Origin of the sequence: Bradyrhizobium sp. 930_D9_N1_4 (assembly GCF_052076015.1) — a bacterium.
Taxonomy (GTDB): domain Bacteria; phylum Pseudomonadota; class Alphaproteobacteria; order Rhizobiales; family Xanthobacteraceae; genus Bradyrhizobium.
The window spans coordinates 648,276-665,841 of sequence record NZ_CP197236.1 but is presented as its reverse complement, the minus strand read 5'-3'; the positions used below and the strand labels follow the sequence as shown (position 1 = coordinate 665,841).

General features: G+C 65.0%; 13 protein-coding genes and 1 pseudogene. 10 read left to right on the top strand and 4 right to left on the bottom strand.

Annotated features, from left to right (window positions below; genetic code table 11):
* The first annotated feature begins 105 nt into the window (after nucleotides 1-105).
* The 6 genes from AB7532_RS03090 to AB7532_RS03065 are packed head-to-tail and all read left to right on the top strand — an operon-like array spanning nucleotide 106 to nucleotide 6,380.
* A complete protein-coding gene (locus tag AB7532_RS03090; RefSeq protein WP_441233365.1) occupies nucleotides 106-981 on the top strand; it encodes a branched-chain amino acid ABC transporter permease in 876 nt (291 codons plus the stop codon).
* The gene (locus tag AB7532_RS03085) at nucleotides 978-1,976 is read left to right on the top strand and encodes a branched-chain amino acid ABC transporter permease (RefSeq protein ID WP_441233364.1); all 999 of its coding nucleotides are present in this window, start codon (nucleotides 978-980) and stop codon (nucleotides 1,974-1,976) included. Before AB7532_RS03090 ends, AB7532_RS03085 begins: the two co-directional genes overlap by 4 nt.
* On the top strand, nucleotides 1,973-2,716 hold the full coding sequence (locus tag AB7532_RS03080) for an ABC transporter ATP-binding protein (protein ID WP_441233363.1): 744 nt from the start codon (nucleotides 1,973-1,975) through the stop codon (nucleotides 2,714-2,716). Before AB7532_RS03085 ends, AB7532_RS03080 begins: the two co-directional genes overlap by 4 nt.
* A 3-nt stretch (nucleotides 2,717-2,719) precedes the next feature.
* Nucleotides 2,720-3,457, top strand: coding sequence for an ABC transporter ATP-binding protein (locus AB7532_RS03075; protein WP_441233362.1), 738 nt, complete (start codon nucleotides 2,720-2,722; stop codon nucleotides 3,455-3,457).
* Entirely contained in the window at nucleotides 3,454-4,512 is a 1,059-nt protein-coding gene (locus AB7532_RS03070; protein ID WP_441233361.1) for a Gfo/Idh/MocA family protein, read from the top strand. The genes AB7532_RS03075 and AB7532_RS03070 overlap by 4 nt, the downstream gene beginning before the upstream one ends.
* Complete coding sequence (locus tag AB7532_RS03065; RefSeq protein ID WP_441233360.1) at nucleotides 4,509-6,380, top strand: bifunctional sugar phosphate isomerase/epimerase/4-hydroxyphenylpyruvate dioxygenase family protein; 1,872 nt, start codon at nucleotides 4,509-4,511, stop codon at nucleotides 6,378-6,380. The genes AB7532_RS03070 and AB7532_RS03065 overlap by 4 nt, the downstream gene beginning before the upstream one ends.
* Before the next feature lie 144 nt (nucleotides 6,381-6,524).
* Here AB7532_RS03065 and AB7532_RS03060 read toward each other — a convergent pair whose 3' ends face one another.
* Complete coding sequence (locus tag AB7532_RS03060) at nucleotides 6,525-7,697, bottom strand: ABC transporter substrate-binding protein (RefSeq protein ID WP_441233359.1); 1,173 nt, start codon at nucleotides 7,695-7,697, stop codon at nucleotides 6,525-6,527.
* A 323-nt stretch (nucleotides 7,698-8,020) separates the two neighbouring features.
* Here AB7532_RS03060 and AB7532_RS03055 point away from each other — a divergent pair, with 323 nt between their 5' ends.
* Entirely contained in the window at nucleotides 8,021-9,283 is a 1,263-nt protein-coding gene (locus AB7532_RS03055) for an NAD(P)/FAD-dependent oxidoreductase (RefSeq protein WP_441233358.1), read from the top strand.
* A gap of 130 nt (nucleotides 9,284-9,413) precedes the next feature.
* Here the strand turns inward: AB7532_RS03055 and AB7532_RS03050 are convergent, their stop codons facing one another.
* Nucleotides 9,414-10,625: an ABC transporter substrate-binding protein gene (locus AB7532_RS03050; protein ID WP_441233357.1), complete on the bottom strand. Its 1,212-nt coding sequence runs from the start codon at nucleotides 10,623-10,625 to the stop codon at nucleotides 9,414-9,416.
* Nucleotides 10,626-10,661: 36 nt separating this feature from the next.
* Nucleotides 10,662-11,870 carry a cytochrome P450 gene (locus AB7532_RS03045; RefSeq protein WP_441233356.1) on the bottom strand — a complete coding sequence of 403 codons (1,209 nt, stop codon included), beginning with the start codon at nucleotides 11,868-11,870 and terminating at the stop codon, nucleotides 10,662-10,664.
* 83 nt (nucleotides 11,871-11,953) lie between these two features.
* Between AB7532_RS03045 and AB7532_RS03040 the strand changes: the two genes are divergently transcribed.
* Nucleotides 11,954-12,460, top strand: a complete 507-nt coding sequence (locus AB7532_RS03040) for a MarR family winged helix-turn-helix transcriptional regulator (protein WP_441233355.1) — start codon at nucleotides 11,954-11,956, stop codon at nucleotides 12,458-12,460.
* Between the two features lie 438 nt (nucleotides 12,461-12,898).
* On the opposite strand, the pseudogene AB7532_RS03035 reads toward AB7532_RS03040, so the two are convergent.
* Nucleotides 12,899-14,747, bottom strand: a pseudogene (locus AB7532_RS03035) (feruloyl-CoA synthase).
* A gap of 149 nt (nucleotides 14,748-14,896) precedes the next feature.
* On the opposite strand from AB7532_RS03035, the gene AB7532_RS03030 reads away from it, so the two are divergent.
* The gene (locus AB7532_RS03030) at nucleotides 14,897-15,391 is read left to right on the top strand and encodes a MarR family winged helix-turn-helix transcriptional regulator (RefSeq protein WP_441233354.1); all 495 of its coding nucleotides are present in this window, start codon (nucleotides 14,897-14,899) and stop codon (nucleotides 15,389-15,391) included.
* A 206-nt stretch (nucleotides 15,392-15,597) separates the two neighbouring features.
* Complete coding sequence (gene atzF, locus AB7532_RS03025) at nucleotides 15,598-17,400, top strand: allophanate hydrolase (protein ID WP_441233353.1); 1,803 nt, start codon at nucleotides 15,598-15,600, stop codon at nucleotides 17,398-17,400.
* The last annotated feature ends 166 nt before the right edge of the window (nucleotides 17,401-17,566 follow it).

Genomic DNA, 17,566 nt, shown 5'->3' with positions numbered 1-17,566 from the left:
GAGGGCCCGCCAAAGGCGGGCGTCTCGAAGGATGTGCCGCGGGGAGGCTGCCGCAACGACCTTGGCGCTTTCGCAGGAGGAAAGCGGGAAACGATAGAGGGGAAAATGTCCAACCTAATCGATCTTCTGGTCGCGGGACTGGCCACCGGCGCGATCTATGCGCTGGTCGCGGTCGGCTTCACGCTGCTGTGGCAAACCTCGCAGACGATCAATTTCGCGCAGGGCGAGTTCGTGATGCTGCCGGCGTTCCTGATGCTGGCGGCCATGCATGTTGGCGCGCCGTTCTGGCTCGCGATCATTCTCGGCATCCTGCTCTCGATGATCCTGCTCGGCCTCGCCTTCAAGATGCTGCTGGTCGATCCGATGATGCGCCATGGCGTGCTGCCGCTGGCGATCGCCACCATGGCGCTGGCGATCGGCCTCAAGGAAGCCGTCAAGCAGTTCTTCAGCGCCGAAGCCTCGCCCTTCCCCTCGATCGTGCCGACCGGTGACATTTCCATCCTCGGCCACGCGGTGTCGCTGCAAAGCATCGGCGTCCTCGTCGTTGCCATCGTTGCCGTGTTCGGCCTGACCGCGCTGCTGAACCGCACCTCGCTCGGCCATCAGATGCAGGCAGCGGCGCAGAACCCGACCGTGGCGCGCATCATCGGCGTCCCGGTCGAGCGCATGATCCTGCTGACCTTCCTGATCAACGCCTTCCTGGTCGCGCTGGCCTCGCTGCTGATTACGCCGATCTATCTCGCAAAATTCTCATCTGGCGAGGTGCTGGGCCAGGCGGCTTTCATCGCGGCGATCGTCGGCGGCTTCAACCAGGTGCGCGGCGCGATTGCCGGTGGCCTGTTGATCGGCGTGCTCGACAACCTCGCGGCCGCCTATGTCTCGACGCAGTACCGCGCCGCGGTGCCGATGATCTTCCTGATTGCCGTCATCCTGTTCCGGCCGCAGGGCCTGCTCGGCCGCGCCGAGGAGCGCACCGTATGAGCGGCTTCGCCAAACCGTTGAAGATCGCGCTCGGCCTTGCCGTCATCGCCGGCCTGATCATCGTGCCCATGAACTTCAACCGCTACGGCCTGTTCATCCTGAGCCAGTGGGCGGTGATGAGCATCGCCGCGATGGGGCTCAACCTCACGCTCGGCTATGCCGGCCAGGTGTCGCTGGCGCAAGGCGCCTTCGTCGGCATCGGCGCCTATGCGGCAGCGATCATGACCACGCATGGCTGGCCGCTGCCGGCGGCGATCGTGGTCGCGATCGCCTTGAGCTTCGCGGTCGGCTGGGTGCTCGGCTATCCCGCGCTCCGCGTGCAGCACCACTATCTCGCCTTCGTCACGCTCGCCTTCTCCACCCTCGCCTTCCTGGTGTTCCGCAACGAGAGCTGGCTCACCGGCGGCATCTACGGCATCTCCAACATTCCGCGGCCGCATGTCTTCGGGATTGCGACTAACAAGCCACTGCCGTTCTATTACGTCTGCCTCGGCTCGCTCGCGATCGTGTCGCTGGCGGTGTGGTGGCTGATCCGCTCGCCCTGGGGCCGCGCCTTCATGGCGCTGCGCGAAAATCCGCTGCGCGCGCAATCGCTCGGCATCGACACGCGACGCTACACGCTGATGGCGTTCGCGATCGGCTCGGCGCTCGGCGGCGTCGCCGGCGCGCTCTATGCGCCGCTGACGCAGTACATCGATCCCGTCCCGTTCAACCTGTCGCTCTCGCTCGACCTGCTGATGATGGTCATCGTCGGCGGCGCCGGTTTCTTCCTGGGCCCGTTCCTCGGCGCGATGATCGCGGTGCTCTTGCCGGAATGGCTGCGCTTCACCGAAGGCTATTACCTGATGATCTACGCGGTCGCGGTGATGGGGCTTCTGATCTGGTCGCCGACCGGCATTCTGGGAATTCTCGACCGTTATCTCGCCGAACGCCGCACCAAGGCCGCGTCGGCGTTACGCGCGGTCGCGAAGTCACGGCTGGAGACGGCGCAATGAGCGCGGTCCTCGAAGTCACCGACATCAAGAAGAACTTCGGCGGCATCAGCGCCGTCGACGGCGTCTCCTTCGACGTCCGGGAGGGCGAAATCCTCGGCCTGATCGGCCCGAACGGCTGCGGCAAGTCCACCTTGTTCAATTGCATCCTCGGCCAGCTCACGCCATCCGGCGGCGAGGTCAAGCTCGACGGCAAGGTCGTCACCGGCCTGCGCCCCGCGGAGCTGAACAAGCTCGGCGTCAGCCGTACTTTCCAGCTCCTGCAGGTCTTCCCGAAACTCTCGGTGCGCGAAAACCTGATCCTTGCGGGACAGGAGCACCAGGGCAGCATGGCCTCGCGCCTGGTCGGCCGCTCCGATGCCGGGCTGACCGACGCCGCCAACCAGATGATCGGCTTTTTCAAGCTCGATCATCTCGCCGCAGAGCCCGCCGGCGGCCTCTCCTACGGCCAGCAGAAGCTGCTCGATGCCGCGATGGCGTTCATGGGCGGCCCGCGCCTGGTGCTGCTCGACGAGCCCGCCGGCGGCGTCAATCCGTCGATGCTAACGGATCTGAAGGAGCGGCTGGTCGCGATCAACCGCGAGAAGAACGCGACCTTCGTCGTCATCGAGCACAACATGGAATTCGTGATGTCGCTGTGCTCGCGCGTGATGGTGATGGCCGAAGGCAAGGTGCTGGCGATGGGGCGGCCGGACGAGGTGCGCAAGAATCCGGCCGTGATCGAAGCCTATCTGGGACATTAGACCATGAGCGACCCGATCCTCTCGGTTCACAATCTCGTCGGCGGCTACGGCAAGATGACGATCTTGAACGGCACCACCTTCGCCGTGCCGCAGGCGACGATCACGACCATCATCGGCCCGAACGGCGCCGGCAAGTCCACGGTGTTCAAGGCGATCTTCGGCCTGCTCAAGCTGCGCGACGGCAAGATCAGCTTTGCCGGCCGCGACGTCACCAATTTGAGCCAGCGCGCGCTGCTCAATGCCGGCATCTGCTATGTGCCGCAGGGCCGCAACATCTTCCCGGAACTGTCGGTGCGCCACAATATCGAGCTCGGCGGCGTGTCCGCGGGCAAGGGCATCGACCTGCCCACGCGGATCGAAGCCGCGCTCGACCTGTTCCCGGCGCTGCGCCGGAAGTCGACGCAGCAGGCCTCCACGCTGTCGGGCGGCGAGCAGAAGCAGCTCGAGATTGCGCGCTCGCTGCTGCTCGAACCGAAGCTGGTGCTGATCGACGAGCCCTCGATCGGGCTGTCGCCGCTGATGGTGCAGCAGACGTTCGACATCCTCAAGAGCCTGCGCGACCGCGGCGTCACCATCCTGATGATCGAGCAGAACGCGCGCTCGGCGCTGGAGATTTCCGACATGGGCATCGTGCTCGAACTCGGCCAGACCCGCATGGTCGACGGCGCGAAGCGCATCCTGAACGATCCCCGGATCGGACAGCTCTTCCTCGGCGGCGCTATGGAGGAGACCGCCGCATGAGCGCGCAATTGCGCATCGGTGTCGCCGGCGCCGGCCAGATCGGCCGCCGCCATATCGAATTGATCGCGGCATCGCCAGATTGCGCATTATCGGGCATTGCCGACCCCACGCCCGCCGCGAAGGACTATGCGCAGTCACGAGGCGTGCCCTGGTATGCCGACTATGGCGCGCTGCTGGAGCAGGACAAGCCCGACGGCCTCATCATTGCCTCGCCGAACAATCTGCATTTGCCGATGGCACTCGATTGCGTCGCGACGGGCGTGCCTGCGCTGATCGAAAAGCCGGTGACCGATACGGTTGCCAACGCGCAGCGGCTTTGCGCCGCCGTCAAGCGAACCGGCGTGCCGATGCTGGTCGGCCATCACCGCCGGCACAATCCGATCATCAAGGCCGCGCGCGAGGCGGTGGCGAACGGCAGGCTCGGCGAGCTCACCGCCGTGGTCGGACTTTGGCTACTCAGAAAGCCCGACGATTATTTCGAGGTGGCCTGGCGCCGCGAGCAGGGCGGCGGGCCGCTGCTGATCAACCTCATCCACGATATCGACAATTTACGCTTCATCTGCGGCGAGATCGCCGAGGTGCAGGCGCTCACCTCGAACAAGGCGCGCGGCTTTGCCGTCGAGGATACCGCAGCGCTGCTGCTGCGCTTCGCCAGTGGTGCACTGGGAACGGTGACCGTGTCGGACGCAACGCCGGCGCCGTGGAGCTGGGAGCTCACGTCCGGCGAAAACCGTGCATACCCGAAGCAGGATCAGCCCTGCTACATCTTCTCCGGCACGGCGGGATCGCTGTCGGTGCCGAATATGGAGCTGTGGTCCTATGCAGAGCAGCCCGGCTGGTACGCGCCATTGTCGCGCCAGATCGTTGCACCGCCCGCCTTCGATCCGCTGGTCGAGCAGCTTCGGCATTTCTGCGCGGTCATCGAGGGCCGCGAACCACCACTGACCTCGGCCGAAGACGCGATGGGCACGCTCGCTGTCGTCGAAGCCGTCAGCGCGGCCGCGCGCACGAGCCAGAAGATATCGCCGGGCCACATCATGGAGCAGGCAGCATGAACAAGCGATCAATCGCGACGGTCTCTCTCTCGGGGGCGCTGGACGAAAAGCTCCGCGCCATCGCGTCCGCCGGATTCGACGAGGTCGAGATCTTCGAGAACGATTTGCTGTCGTTCGGCGCAGGTCCGCGCGACATCGCAAAGCTCTGCGGCGATCTCAATCTCAAGATTTGCGCGTTCCAGCCGTTCCGCGATTTCGAGGGCATGCCGGAGCCGCAGCGTGCGCGCAATTTCGCCCGTGCGGAGCGCAAGTTCGACCTGATGCAGGAGCTCGGCACCGACCTGCTGCTGATCTGCTCCAACGTCTCGCCGGCATCGCTCGGCGGCATCGACCGCGCCGCGGATGATTTTCGCGAGCTCGGCGAGCGCGCGGCCAAGCGCGGCTTGCGCGTCGGTTACGAGGCGCTGGCCTGGGGCCGCCACGTCAACGACTATCGCGACGCCTGGGAGATCGTGCGCCGCGCCAATCATCCCGCGATCGGCGTCATCCTCGACAGCTTTCACGCGCTGGCCCCCGGCTTTCCGGTGCGTGCGATGGCCTCGATCCCCGGCGACAAAATCTTTCTGGTGCAGCTCGCGGACGCACCGAAGCTCGAGCTCGACATCCTCTCGTGGAGCCGGCACTTCCGCTCCTTCCCCGGTCAGGGCGACCTGCCGGTCGGCGAATTCATGCAGGCCATCGCGGCGACCGGCTATGCCGGGCCGCTGTCGCTGGAAATCTTCAACGATCAGTTCCGGGCAGGCTCCGCCGCGCAGACCGCGATCGACGGTCTTCGCTCGCTGATCCTGCTGGAGGACCAACTTGCACCGGACTGGCCAAAACTCATCAGCGAGCCGCTGGCGCCGAAGGCCAGAAGCAACGGTACGGGATTCATCGAGTTTGCCGTCAACGAGACCAAGGCCGGCGAGCTCGCTCACTTGCTCGCACAGCTCGGCTTCCGCAAGACCGGCAAACACCGCAGCAAGGCGGTGGAGCGCTGGTCGCAGGGTAAGGTCGAGCTCGTGATCAATTGCGAGACCGACGGTTTTGCGCATTCCCACTACGTGACGCACGGCCCCGGCGTCTGCGCGATCGCGCTTGATGTCGACAATGCGGGCCTTGCCATGCAGCGCGCCGAGACGTTGAAGACGCGCACCTTCTATCAGCCGGTCGGACCGGGCGAGCTGGAGATCCCTGCAATCCACGGCGTCGGCGGCAGTCTGCTCTATTTCCTCGATCAGGCCGGCAAGAACTGGGACACGGATTTCGAGCCCGTCACTGGCAATGCCGACAAGGACGTCCTGCTCGCCGTCGATCACATCGCGCAATCGATGCCCTATGACGAGATGCTGTCCTGGCTCTTGTTCTACACGGGCATCCTCGATCTGAAGCGCCTGCCGCAGATGGAGATCGCCGACCCCCGCGGCCTCGTGCAGAGCCAGGCCGTCGTCAACGGCGACCAGAGCCTGCGCTTCGTGCTCAACGGCTCCTCCGCCAACCGCACGCTGCCGGCGCGCTTCATCTCCGAGTTCTTCGGCTCGGGCGTGCAGCACGTCGCGTTCTCGTGCCGCGACATTTTTGCCGCGGTCGCGGAGATGCGCCAGCGCGGCGCGGATTTCCTGGATATTCCTGATAATTACTACGACGACATCGAGGCCAAATACGACCTCGCGCCCGAATTGATGGCGCAGCTGCGCGCCAACCACATCCTTTATGACCGCGAGGGCGACGGCGAATTCTTCCAGGTCTACACGCACATCTTCGATGAGCGGTTCTTCTTCGAGATCGTCGAGCGGAGGGCTTATCAGGGCTTCGGCGCGGCAAATGCCGGGATCAGGCTGGCGGCGCAAGCCCGCGAAGTGCGGCCGGTGAGTATGCCAAGGGTATAAGCTCTACCCGCGCCGTCATTGCGAGCGCAGCGAAGCAATCCAGAGCCTTTCCTCAGAGGGATTCTGGATTGCTTCGCTGCGCTCGCAATGACGGTGGATAGATTTGAGAGCCCTCTCCCCGTTTTGCGGGGAGAGGGAGAAACCTCACTTCATCGCGCATTTGTCGTGGAAGCGATCCTGGTCGTTCTCCACGATGGTCGCGACGGTCTTCAGCGAGAGCTGGCCCTCGGCGTCCTTCACCACGTCCTGGAGATAGAAGTTCTGCACCGGGATGTGGTTCTTGCCGTATTTGAACGGACCACGCAGCGACTTGAAGTTGGCCTTTTCCATCTCGGCCTTCATCGCGTCCTTCTTGCTGGTGTCGCCCTTCACCGCGACCACCGCGCTGTTGATCAGCTGGGCCGCGTCATAGGCCTGCGCGCCGTAATAGGTCGGACGCAAATTCGTGTACTTCTTGCGGTAGTCGGCGACGAAGCGCTTGTTCTGCTCGTTGGGGAGATCATTGACCCACTCCTGCGCGCCGGGCACCCCTAACGCGTTCTCCTTCTGCAGCGGCAGCGAGAGCTCGTCGATGGTGAAGGCGGTGTAGAGCGGCATCGTGCTCTTCAAGCCCGCCTGCGCATATTGATTGAGGAACTGCACGCCGGCAGCGCCCGGATAGAATACGAAGATCGACTCCGCACCCGAGGCACGCGCCTTGGAGAGTTCGGCGGAGAAGTCGAGCTGGCTCGGCCAGACCGTGTATTCCTCGCCCTTGACCTCCCCCTTGAACGTGCTCTTCACGCCCGCGAGCATGTCCTTGCCGGCCGCGTAATTCGGGCCGATCAGAAACACGCTCTTGACGCCCTTCTGGTTCATGTAGAGGCCCATGGCGGCGGGCGTCTGGTCGTTCTGCCAGGAGGTCGAGAACACGTAAGGCGAACAGAGATCGCCCGCGAGCTGCGACGGACCGGCATTGGCCGAGATCAGGAAGGTCTGCGAATCCACCGCGGTCTTGAGCGAGGCCAGCAGCACGTTCGACCAGATATAGCCGACGATGAAATCGACCTTGTCGGACTGCACCAGCTTCTCGGTCTTCTGCTTGCCGACATCGGGCTTCTGGCCGTCGTCCTCGTAGATCACCTCGACCGGCTTGCCGTCCATCTTGCGGCCGATGTGGTCGAGCGCGAGCTCGAACGAGTTGCGCATGTCGTTGCCGATTACGGCGGTCGGGCCGCTGAAGGTCGAAACGAAACCGATCTTGATGGTGTCGCCGGCGAATGCCGGGTTTGCCAGCACGAGCGCAGCCGCACCCGCCAGCCAGAATGCCGTCCTCATAACCACTCCCCTCCTTATTATTGATCCCGGAAACGGGGTGATCCCAGCCCCGGGTCTGTCTCTACTAGACGCAAAATCTGTCGCGCCGCCAATGGCTCAGCGCCCGCCCCTGCACCATATTTCGCCCCAATCGGGGATAGCAAGAAATATAATTCTACTCACTTCGACCAAGGCTCGGTCGAGGCACGATCAAGCCTGCGGCGCTTTTTCGCGGCAGAGCGATACACTGGGCCTATACCCCGATTGATGACGGCTATTGGACCGCGGCCCCCAAACCGCACTTAAATAGGGAAAGGTGAGCAAGCGAGATTCGAGGGTACGCCATGACCACCACACCGCATCGCGTCGTCATCGTCGGAGCCGGCTTCGGCGGGCTGGAGACGACCCACCGGCTCGCGGGCGCGCCGGTCGAGATCACGCTGATCGACCGCCGCAACCATCATCTGTTTCAGCCGCTGCTCTATCAGGTCGCGACCGCCTCGCTCGCGACCAGCGAGATCGCCTGGCCGGTCCGGCATCTGATGCGCGACCGCCGCGAGGTGACGACACTGTTCGCAACCGTGAGCGGCGTCGACGCTGGCAGGCGCTGCGTGCTGATCGACGACGGCAGCGAGGTGCCTTACGACACGCTGGTGCTCGCGACCGGCGCGCGCCACGCTTATTTCGGCCACGACGAATGGGAGCAGTGGGCGCCCGGCCTGAAGACGCTGGAGGACGGCACCACGCTGCGCCGTCACATCCTGGTGGCGTTCGAGCGTGCCGAGCGCGAGACCGATCCGGCGAAGCGCGCCGCGCGGCTGACCTTCGTCATCGTCGGCGCCGGCCCCACCGGGGTCGAACTCGCCGGCACCATCGCCGAGATGGCGCATCACACGCTGCCCGGCGATTTCCGCAACATCGATACGACCAAGGCGCGCGTCGTGCTGATCGAGGCCGGCCCGCGTGTGCTGGCGGGCTTTGCCGACGATCTCTCGGCCTACGCGCAGGCCTCGCTGGAAAAGATCGGCGTCGAGGTCGTGCTGGGACAGCCCGTCACCGAGATCAATCGTGAGGGCGTGGTGTTCGGCGGCAAGCTGCTCGAGGCGAAAACACGAATCTGGGCCGCCGGCGTGCGCGCCTCGCCGGCGGCCGAATGGCTCGGCGCACCCAGCGATCGCGCCGGACGCGTGCAGGTGGCCGACGATTTGAGCATTCCAGGCCATCCCGAGATTTTTGCGATTGGCGACACCGTCTTGATCAACGCCTGGGAGGGCAAGCCCGTGCCCGGCATCGCGCCGGCGGCGAAGCAACAGGGCCGACACGTCGCCGACACCATCAAGGCACGGTTGCGCGGTGCGGCCACCGGGGCGTTCCGCTACAAGCACTCCGGCAGTCTCGCGCAGATCGGCAAGCGGCTCGCGGTGATCGATTTCGGCAAGGTCAAGCTGCGCGGCACCATCGCGTGGTGGATCTGGGGCATCGCCCACATCTACTTCCTGATCGGCCTCCGCCACAGGCTGAGCGTAGCACTCAGCTGGCTGTGGATCTACGCGCGAGACCAGCGGGCGGCGCGGTTGATCACGCAGGGGAGCAGCAAGGTGGTGTAGGAGGCGTTTTTCTCGTGTCCCGGACGCGGCGCGGCATGAAATGACGCGACGCAGAGCCGGGACCCAGCAGCCATGGGCCCCGGCTCTGCAGCGCAGCGCTACGCGCCGCACTGCGTCCGGGGCACGAGACCTACTTCACCAGCTCGCAGCCGCCCTCAGCCAGCGGCCGGAACGCCTGATCCGCGGGGATGGTCGAAACCAGCTTGTAATAGTCATACGGATATTTCGACTCCTCCGGCTTCTTCACCTCGAACAGATACATGGGATGCACGACGCGGCCGTCCTGGCGGATCGCGGTGTCGCCGAACAACTTATCCTTGCCCTTGAACTTCTTCATCTCGGGAACGGCGTCCTTGGCGTTGTCGCTGCCGGTCGCCGCGACCGCGTTGAGATAGGCGAGCGTGGACGCATAGACGCCGGCCTGGTTGCCGCTCGGCATTTTGCCGTTCATGCCGGGCCGCGCAGCGAAGCGCTTTGCAAACGCGCGGGTGTCGTCGTTCGCGTCCCAATAGAAGGCTTCCATGAGCTGAAGGCCTTGCGCGACCTTGAGGCCCATGCCGTGGACGTCGTTGATGAAGAGCAGGAAGGCCACGAGCTTCTGCCCACTCTGCTGCACGCCGAACTCGGCGGCCTGCTTCACCGCGTTGATGGTATCGCCGCCGGCATTGGCGAGCCCGATCACCTGCGCCTTCGAACTCTGCGCCTGCAACAGGAACGACGCGAAATCGGAGGTGCCGAGCGGATGCTTCGACGAGCCGAGCACCTTGCCGCCGTGACCCTCGATGTATTTCTGCGCCTCCGCCTCGATGCCCTTGCCGAGCGCGTAGTCGACCGTGAGGAAATACCACTCCTTGCCGCCGCGCGACATCATCGCGGCCGCCGTGGTGTTGCCGGTCGCCCAGGCGTCGTTGACCCATTGGATGGTGTTAGGCGAGCAGGCCTTGCCGGTGAGATCGGAGCTTGCCGTTGACGACGCCAGGAAAGTCATGCGGCTGTCGCGCAGCAGCGTGTTGACGGAGAGACCGACCGCCGAGTTCGGCACGTCGACGATGGCGTCGACGCCTTCGACGTCGAGCCATTTGCGGGCAATGGCGTTGCCGACATCGGCCTTGTTCTGGTGATCGGCGTAGACGATCTCGACCTTGATGCCTTTGCCGCCGCCGTTGAAATCCTCGGCCGCCATGCGCGCAGCCTCGACCGAACCCATGCCATTGGTATCCTGAAAAATGCCGGAAATGTCGTTGAGCACGCCGACCCGCACGACGTTATCGGATATCTCGGCGCTCGCCGCGCCGCTCACCAGGCTCGCCGCCAGCGCGAGCGTCCATTTCAGGTTCTTCATCGTTTCCCTCCCCTCATTGATTTGCTGATGTTGGTTTCAAGCCCGCGTGATCGTCACCGGCAGGCTGTCGAGCCCGCGCAGCGTGTTGTTGAAGCGGCGCTTTGGCTCGCCGGTGATCTCGATCTTCGCTACGCGCCGGGCGAGCGCGGAGAGCATGGTCTCGCCTTCGAGCCGCGCGACGAGCTGGCCCACGCACATGTGGATGCCGGAGCCATAACCGACATGGCCGGACGTGCGGCGGGTGATGTCGTAGGTGTCAGGCTTGTCCCAGCGGCGGGCATCGCGATTGGCGGCAGCGAGGAACATCAGCACCTTCTCGCCTTCGCCGATCGTCGCGCCTGACAGTTCGACCTCACGCGTCGTGGTGCGGAAGAAAGTCTGCACCGGGCTTTCGAACCGCACGGCCTCCTCGAAGGCATTGCGTGCGAGCGTGAGGTCACCGCGCAGGCGCTGCCACTGCTCGGGGAAGCGGGCGAGGCAATAGACCGCCGCACCAATGCCGTTGACCGTGGTGTCGAGGCCGGCCGAGAGCAGCGAGCGCACCAGCAGCGGCGCTTCGGTCGCCGTGATGGCGCCCTCGTCGACGTGGGCGTGGATGCAAGCGCCGATGCCGCCGGGCGTCAGGTTGTCGCGCTGGCACTGCGCGGTGACGTAAGCCTGGTGCGGAGCCGAGCGCGCGATCGCGTCCTGACGGAGCTGGTTCGGCGGGCCGAAGGCGTTGAACACCAGGCTCGCATAGGGGATGAGATGATCGCGTCCGTCAGGCTTCAGCCCGAGTGCGTCCGGAAAGATCGAGAGTGGATAGGCTTCCGCCAGATCCGTGACTGCGTCGAAACTACGCTTCTCCAGCAGCACGTCGACGCGCTCCTCGGCCGCCGCTGCGAAGCGGTCGCGCAGCCCCTTCATCACCGTCGGCGACAACACCTTTGAGAGCACGGCGCGGGTGCGAGCGTGCGCGGGCGGATCGGCCTCGAGGATCAGGCTCGGCGGCCGCCACGGCGTCTCCTTGCTGAAATCGGAGAGACCGACACCGCGGCTGGAGCAGAACGTCGCGGGATCGTTCAGCACCGCGTGGACCTCGGCGTAGCGCGCCACGCCATAGACGTTCCACTTGTCGAGATAGACCACCGGCCCCGCCTCCCTGAGCAACTCATGCGTGGGATAGGGATCGGCAAAAAAATTCATGTCGAAGGGGTCGACGTCGAGATGCGGGACGCCTGACACGGCAGAACCGGGTGCGTTCATGGAAGTCTCCCTTCATTTTGATCTTGTGAAAGGGCGGCGCTTACCTTTAGGTCTTCCGGCACGCCGCGAGACAGAACCCCGCTATGCCGCCGTCCCAGACCAGAGCCCGCCAGAAGCCCGCGCCCACGGAGGCGGGACCGACGCTCGATCTCGACCGTTACGTCCCCGCCTTCATTACCTTCATCGCCAACAAGCTCTCGAACAGCGCGACCGCGTTCTACCAGAAGCAGTTCGGCGTCAACGTCACCGAATGGCGGATCATGTCGCTGCTGGCGATCGAGCCGGGCATCCCGGCCTCGCGGATCTGCCACGTCATCGGCTTCGACAAGGGACCGGTGAGCCGCACGCTCGCGGGGCTGGAGAAACGCGGGCTGGTGTCGATCCGCACCGACCCCAACGACGGCCGCACCCATTCGATCGCGCTGACGGCACGGGGCCGCGCCACCCATGACAAGGTGATCCTCGCCGCGTTCGAGCGCGAGCGGCGGCTGCTGTCCTGTCTGAACAAGGACGAGCGCGAGGTGCTGATCGATCTGTTGCGCCGACTGCACGAAAATCTCGGCGCCGTGACCGGCGGCACCGGGGCCTGACGGACCACGCGCCGGGCGCGATCCTCCGTCATGTCCAGGCATGCGGCGGCATTTGCCCGCGGCACCCTCTCTGCCGAACATCGTCTCCTCCAGGATCAGACGCGGCGGTTTCCCCGCCGTCATCCCGTCTGGAACGGTTCGCACATATTAGTTGCTTCGGCAACAAAATAATCATGCAGGGATATTGCGGCAGAATGGCTGGCCTGGTTTGGGCGAGCGCCTACCTCTTCCCATCATTCCGAGGCGCGAAGCGACGAAGCAATCCAGAATCCCTCCGCGGAAAGACTCTGGATTGCTTCGCTGCGCTCGCAATGACGATGTGGGAGCGATTGCGCCCACCTGGCTCTGCTGTGTCCCGGACGCGCTGCAGCGTGGAAACGCTGCTGCGCAGCGTCCGGGGCACGAGAGGAGTGAGCGTGGCGAGAGGCGTTTTGGCCGCTACAGCCCCACCCACTCCGCCGACCCATCATCATCCAGCCGCGCCACAGCATCCGCGCGCCGCGTCAGCACCGCGCGCTGGTTGATGTAGCCCTTGTCGGTGATCTCGCCGCCGTCGACCGAGGCCGGCTCTGCGAGCAGCAGCGCGCGGGTAGCGTGGCTGGAGGAGTTGGCGCCTTGCTGTTTCAGCTTCGCGAGGCCCTGCGCAATCGCGGTCCGAACCTTGTCATGCGCCAGCACGTCGCTCACGCCGGCCGTCTCGGGCAACCCGGCATGGGCGCGACAGGCCGCGATATTCGGGAACACCAGAAACCGCACCTCGTCGCCGCCATGACCGGTGACGACGACATCCTGCGCCAGCGGCGCCAGCGCCGCAATGCCGGCGACGCGCAGCGTGCCGACGCTGACCCAGGCGCCGGAATTGAGCTTGAAATCCTCCGCGACGCGGCCATCGAAGAACAGGCCGCGCTCGGGCCGCGCGCTATCGGCAAGCTTCACGGCATCGCCGATTAGATAAAACCCCTCTTCGTCAAACGCCTGCCTGGTCAGCTCCGGCGCCTTCCAATAGCCCGGCGTGACGTTGGGCCCGCGCACGCGCACCTCCAGCTTGTCGCCGGAGGTGACGAGCTTCAATTCGGTGCCGGGAATGGGCACGCCGATATTGCCGGAGCGTTCGGCGAGGAAGTGGCAGTCGGTCGCCAGCGGCGAGGTTTCCGTCGAGCCCCAGGCCGAGACCATCGGCAGCGGACGGCCGATCGTCTCGACCGAAAGCTGTTCGAGTGCATCCCACAGATTCTGCGGCAGCGCGGCGCCGGCATAGAAGGCGAACTTCACTTCGCTGAAGAAGCGGCGACGCAGCTTCTCGTCGCCGCGCAGCGCCGCGATCAGCATGTCGAAGCCGCGCGGCACGTTGAAATAGACCGTCGGCATGATGCTTTGCAGGTTCGCAAGGGACATCGCGAACAACCCCGGCGCGGGCTTGCCGCCGTCGATATAGAGCGAACCGCCGTTGCGCAGCACGAGGTTGAAATTGTGGTTGGCGCCGAAGGTGTGGCTCCAGGGCAGCCAGTCGAGGATCACGAGATCGCCGCCGGCCTGCTCGAGGAAGGTCCAGGTCTGCGCCTTGGCCTGCTGGCTCGACGTCAGCATCCGCTGCGTGTTGATCACAGCCTTGGGCGTACCGGTCGAGCCCGAGGTGAACAGGAATTTTGCGATCGTGTCGGGCGTCACGGCCGCGAAGGCCGTTGCGACGTCCGCAGTCTCAGGCGTTGCCGCAACCGCGCGGAAGGCGAGCGCATCGGCATCGCCGGCCCTGCCACTGATGATCTGCGCATCGTGCAGCGGCTTGATCGCGGCCAGCGCCGCGGCAAAAGGCTTTGTCGCGGAGACATAGATCGCGCCGGGTTGAAGCAGCGAGATCATGCTCTTGAGCTTGTCGAAATCCTTCGACATCAGCGAATAGGCCGGCGAGATCGCCGCCGAGGGAACGCCGACATGCTGGGCGGCCAGCGCGAGCAGCGCGTGATCGATACTGTTGTCGGAGAGAATGACGACGGGGCGCTCGGCACTGAGCCCTTGCGCCAGAATCCACGACGCCGCCGCACGGACCCGCCGCAGGGCGCCAGCGTAGGTCATGGTGGCCCACGGCGCATCGGCGCCGTCACGTTCGGGCCAGGAAAATCGTGTCGGGCGTCTGCCGCGCAAAATGCTCCAGCCAGTCGCCGATGCAGCGGGCACTGTCGCGCAAGGGATCGGGCGAGCGCAGCACGATGCTGCCGTCGGCGCGATGCTCGGCAACGGTCCTTGGTGTTGCAAACAGGCCTGTGGCGTCGCCGCGTGCGATTGTCATGGTTTCCTCCTCGCCCGTATCCGGGGATCGGCCGCGGCCTCGTTCCGGGCTGCTTTGGCCATAATGTTGGGCAGGGCAATTGTTGTCGTCAACAACAATCTTCCGTTTGGAACACCGGGACGCTAAGGTCGGGCGGCAGGAGACGTGATTTGACAGCCACCTCAGCCCGGACCTCCCCACGCAAACGCGCCGACAACGGCACCGCACGGCGGATCGACGCAGACGAGATCGGCCTCGACGCGCTGGTCGGCCACGCCGGCTATGCGGTGCGGCGTTTCCAGATCTGGATCTTTCAGGACTTCATCAAGACGCTCGGGAATGTCGACATCCGGCCGACGCAATATTCGGTGCTGACGGTGATTGGCGCCAATCCGGGCCTGTCGCAGATGGCGGTGGCCAAGCGCCTCGGCATCGAGCGCGCCCGGCTGGTGCACCTGCTCGACAGCCTGGAGCAGCGCAAACTGGTGAAGCGGATCAAGTCGAAGGAAGACCGGCGCTCCCACGCGCTGCACCTCACGGCGCCGGGCGAGACGGCGCTGGCCAAATTCAAGCGCCTCGCGGCCGAGCACGAGCGGCATGTCGAGGACAAGATCGGCAAGGCGAACCGGGAGCGGTTGCTTCAGATCCTTGCTGGCTTCACCTGATCGGGACTGCTCATGTTTTGGGCAAATGCCTAGAACAGGGCGGTGGCGAGACAGGCGGCTGGCTCCTCAAGGAAGCCCTCAAGCCTATGATCTCTCGATAATATCTGGAGAGACTGGGCTGCCCGGATATTGTACACAATGGCACATCGCTTGCTTCAATGCGGGTGAGACATGTTGCCGGAGTTTTATCGCCATGAGGGCTGAAAATGGGGGCTGAGCAGCCTGAAACGATCGCCGCGATTGTGGCCGCGCATCGCGCCGGCACGGTCACGCCGGCGCAGACGATCGCACGGACCTATCAGCGCATCCGCGATCACAACGATCCCGCCATCTTCATCAGCCTGCGCGACGAGAAGGATGCGATTGCGGAGGCCGAGAAGCTCGCCGCGAAGGATGCCGCCAACCTGCCGCTCTATGGCGTGCCGGTTGCGGTGAAGGACAATATCGACGCGCTGGGGTTTCCGACCACCGCGGCCTGCCCGGCCTTCTCCTTTACGCCGACGCGTGATTCGACCGCGGTCGAGCGCCTGCGCGCCGCCGGCGCCATCATCATCGGCAAGACCAATCTCGACCAGTTCGCGACCGGCCTCGTCGGTGTGCGCTCGCCTTACGGCGTCCCCAAGAATTCGATCCGCGAGGATCTCATTCCGGGCGGATCGAGCTCGGGGTCTGCGGTCGCCGTCGGCGCTGGCCTTGTGCCGTTGTCGCTCGGCACCGACACCGCCGGCTCGGGACGCGTGCCGGCAATGCTCAACAACATCGTCGGACTGAAGCCAAGCCTCGGCATGATCTCGAATGCAGGCCTCGTTCCGGCCTGCCGTACGCTCGACTGCATCTCGGTGTTCGCGCTGACGGTCGACGACGCCGCGCTGGCGCTCTCCGTGATGGCAGGTCCCGACCAGGCCGATCCGTTCTCGCGCGACCGCCCGCTTGCGCCGCTCACGCCGCTGCCCGCAAACCTGCGTCTCGGCGTGCCGCGCAACGGACAGCTGATCTTCTTCGGCGACAAGAAGGCGGAGGCCGCCTATGCCGACGCGCTGAAGCGCTGGACGTCGCTCGGCGCTGATCTGGTCGAGTTCGACCTCGAGCCGTTCTACGAGACGGCGCGGCTGCTTTATGAAGGGCCGTGGGTCGCCGAACGCTATCTCGTGATCAAGGATCTGCTGGCGTCCGCGCCCGATACGATTCATCCGGTCACGCGCGAGATCACCGCGGCCGGCGCGCGGCTGACGGCCGCCGACACGTTCTCCGCGCTCTACCGCTTGCAGGGCCTGCGCAAGATCGCTGAGCGGACTTTTGCCAACATCGACGCGCTGGTGCTGCCGACGGCACCGACGGCCTATACGACCGCGCAGGTGCAGGCCAATCCGATCGAGCTCAACAGCCGGCTCGGCACCTACACCAATTTCGTCAACCTGCTCGATCTCTGCGGTCTCGCCGTGCCGGCCTCGATACGTGCGGACGGCATTCCGTTCGGCATCACGCTGCTGGCGCCCGCGGGACGTGATGGGCTGCTGGCCAGCATCGGCCGCGTGTTCCATGCGGACACGAAGCTGACCGTTGGCGCCAAGGGCGTCGCGCAGGCGCCGCTTGCGCAGCTGCCTGAAAATAGCGGCGACGAGATTCCCATCGCCGTTGTCGGCGCGCATCTCTCAGGCATGGCGCTGAACGGCGAGTTGAAGGCGCTGGACGCCAAGCTGGTCGAGGCAACCAGGACCGCACCGGACTACAAGCTCTATGCGCTCAAGACCACGCCGCCGAAGCCGGGCCTGCTGCGCGTGGAAGCCGGCAAGGGCGCGTCGATCGAGCTGGAGATCTGGTCGCTGTCGTCGTCCGCCTTCGGCAAGTTCGTCAACGCGATTCCCGCGCCGATGGCGATCGGCACGATCAGGCTTGCGGATGGCCGGAATGTGAAGGGGTTTCTCGTCGAGCCGGAGGTGCTCGGCGAAGCGCGCGACATCACCGCGTATGGGGGATGGCGGACATTTGTGGCGGAGAAGGCGGGGTGAAGTTTCACTCCGCTGTCGTCCCGGACAAGCGAAGCGCAGATCCGGGATCCATAACCACAAGGGGGAATTTGGCGAAGACTCGGAGTTGAGAGCTTCGCGCAACAACAACTCCCTGGGGTTATGGGTCCCCGCCTTCGCGGGGACGACACCGAATATGCAGCATACG

Excerpts from the sequence above, each read along its gene's own strand:
- AB7532_RS03090 (WP_441233365.1), top strand. The coding sequence starts at position 106 with ATGTCCAACCTAATCGATCTTCTGGTCGCGGGACTGGCCACCGGCGCG.
- AB7532_RS03085 (WP_441233364.1), top strand. The coding sequence starts at position 978 with ATGAGCGGCTTCGCCAAACCGTTGAAGATCGCGCTCGGCCTTGCCGTC.
- AB7532_RS03080 (WP_441233363.1), top strand. The coding sequence starts at position 1,973 with ATGAGCGCGGTCCTCGAAGTCACCGACATCAAGAAGAACTTCGGCGGC.
- AB7532_RS03075 (WP_441233362.1), top strand. The coding sequence starts at position 2,720 with ATGAGCGACCCGATCCTCTCGGTTCACAATCTCGTCGGCGGCTACGGC.
- AB7532_RS03070 (WP_441233361.1), top strand. The coding sequence starts at position 3,454 with ATGAGCGCGCAATTGCGCATCGGTGTCGCCGGCGCCGGCCAGATCGGC.
- AB7532_RS03065 (WP_441233360.1), top strand. The coding sequence starts at position 4,509 with ATGAACAAGCGATCAATCGCGACGGTCTCTCTCTCGGGGGCGCTGGAC.
- AB7532_RS03060 (WP_441233359.1), bottom strand. The coding sequence starts at position 7,697 with ATGAGGACGGCATTCTGGCTGGCGGGTGCGGCTGCGCTCGTGCTGGCA.
- AB7532_RS03055 (WP_441233358.1), top strand. The coding sequence starts at position 8,021 with ATGACCACCACACCGCATCGCGTCGTCATCGTCGGAGCCGGCTTCGGC.
- AB7532_RS03050 (WP_441233357.1), bottom strand. The coding sequence starts at position 10,625 with ATGAAGAACCTGAAATGGACGCTCGCGCTGGCGGCGAGCCTGGTGAGC.
- AB7532_RS03045 (WP_441233356.1), bottom strand. The coding sequence starts at position 11,870 with ATGAACGCACCCGGTTCTGCCGTGTCAGGCGTCCCGCATCTCGACGTC.
- AB7532_RS03040 (WP_441233355.1), top strand. The coding sequence starts at position 11,954 with ATGCCGCCGTCCCAGACCAGAGCCCGCCAGAAGCCCGCGCCCACGGAG.
- atzF (WP_441233353.1), top strand. The coding sequence starts at position 15,598 with ATGGGGGCTGAGCAGCCTGAAACGATCGCCGCGATTGTGGCCGCGCAT.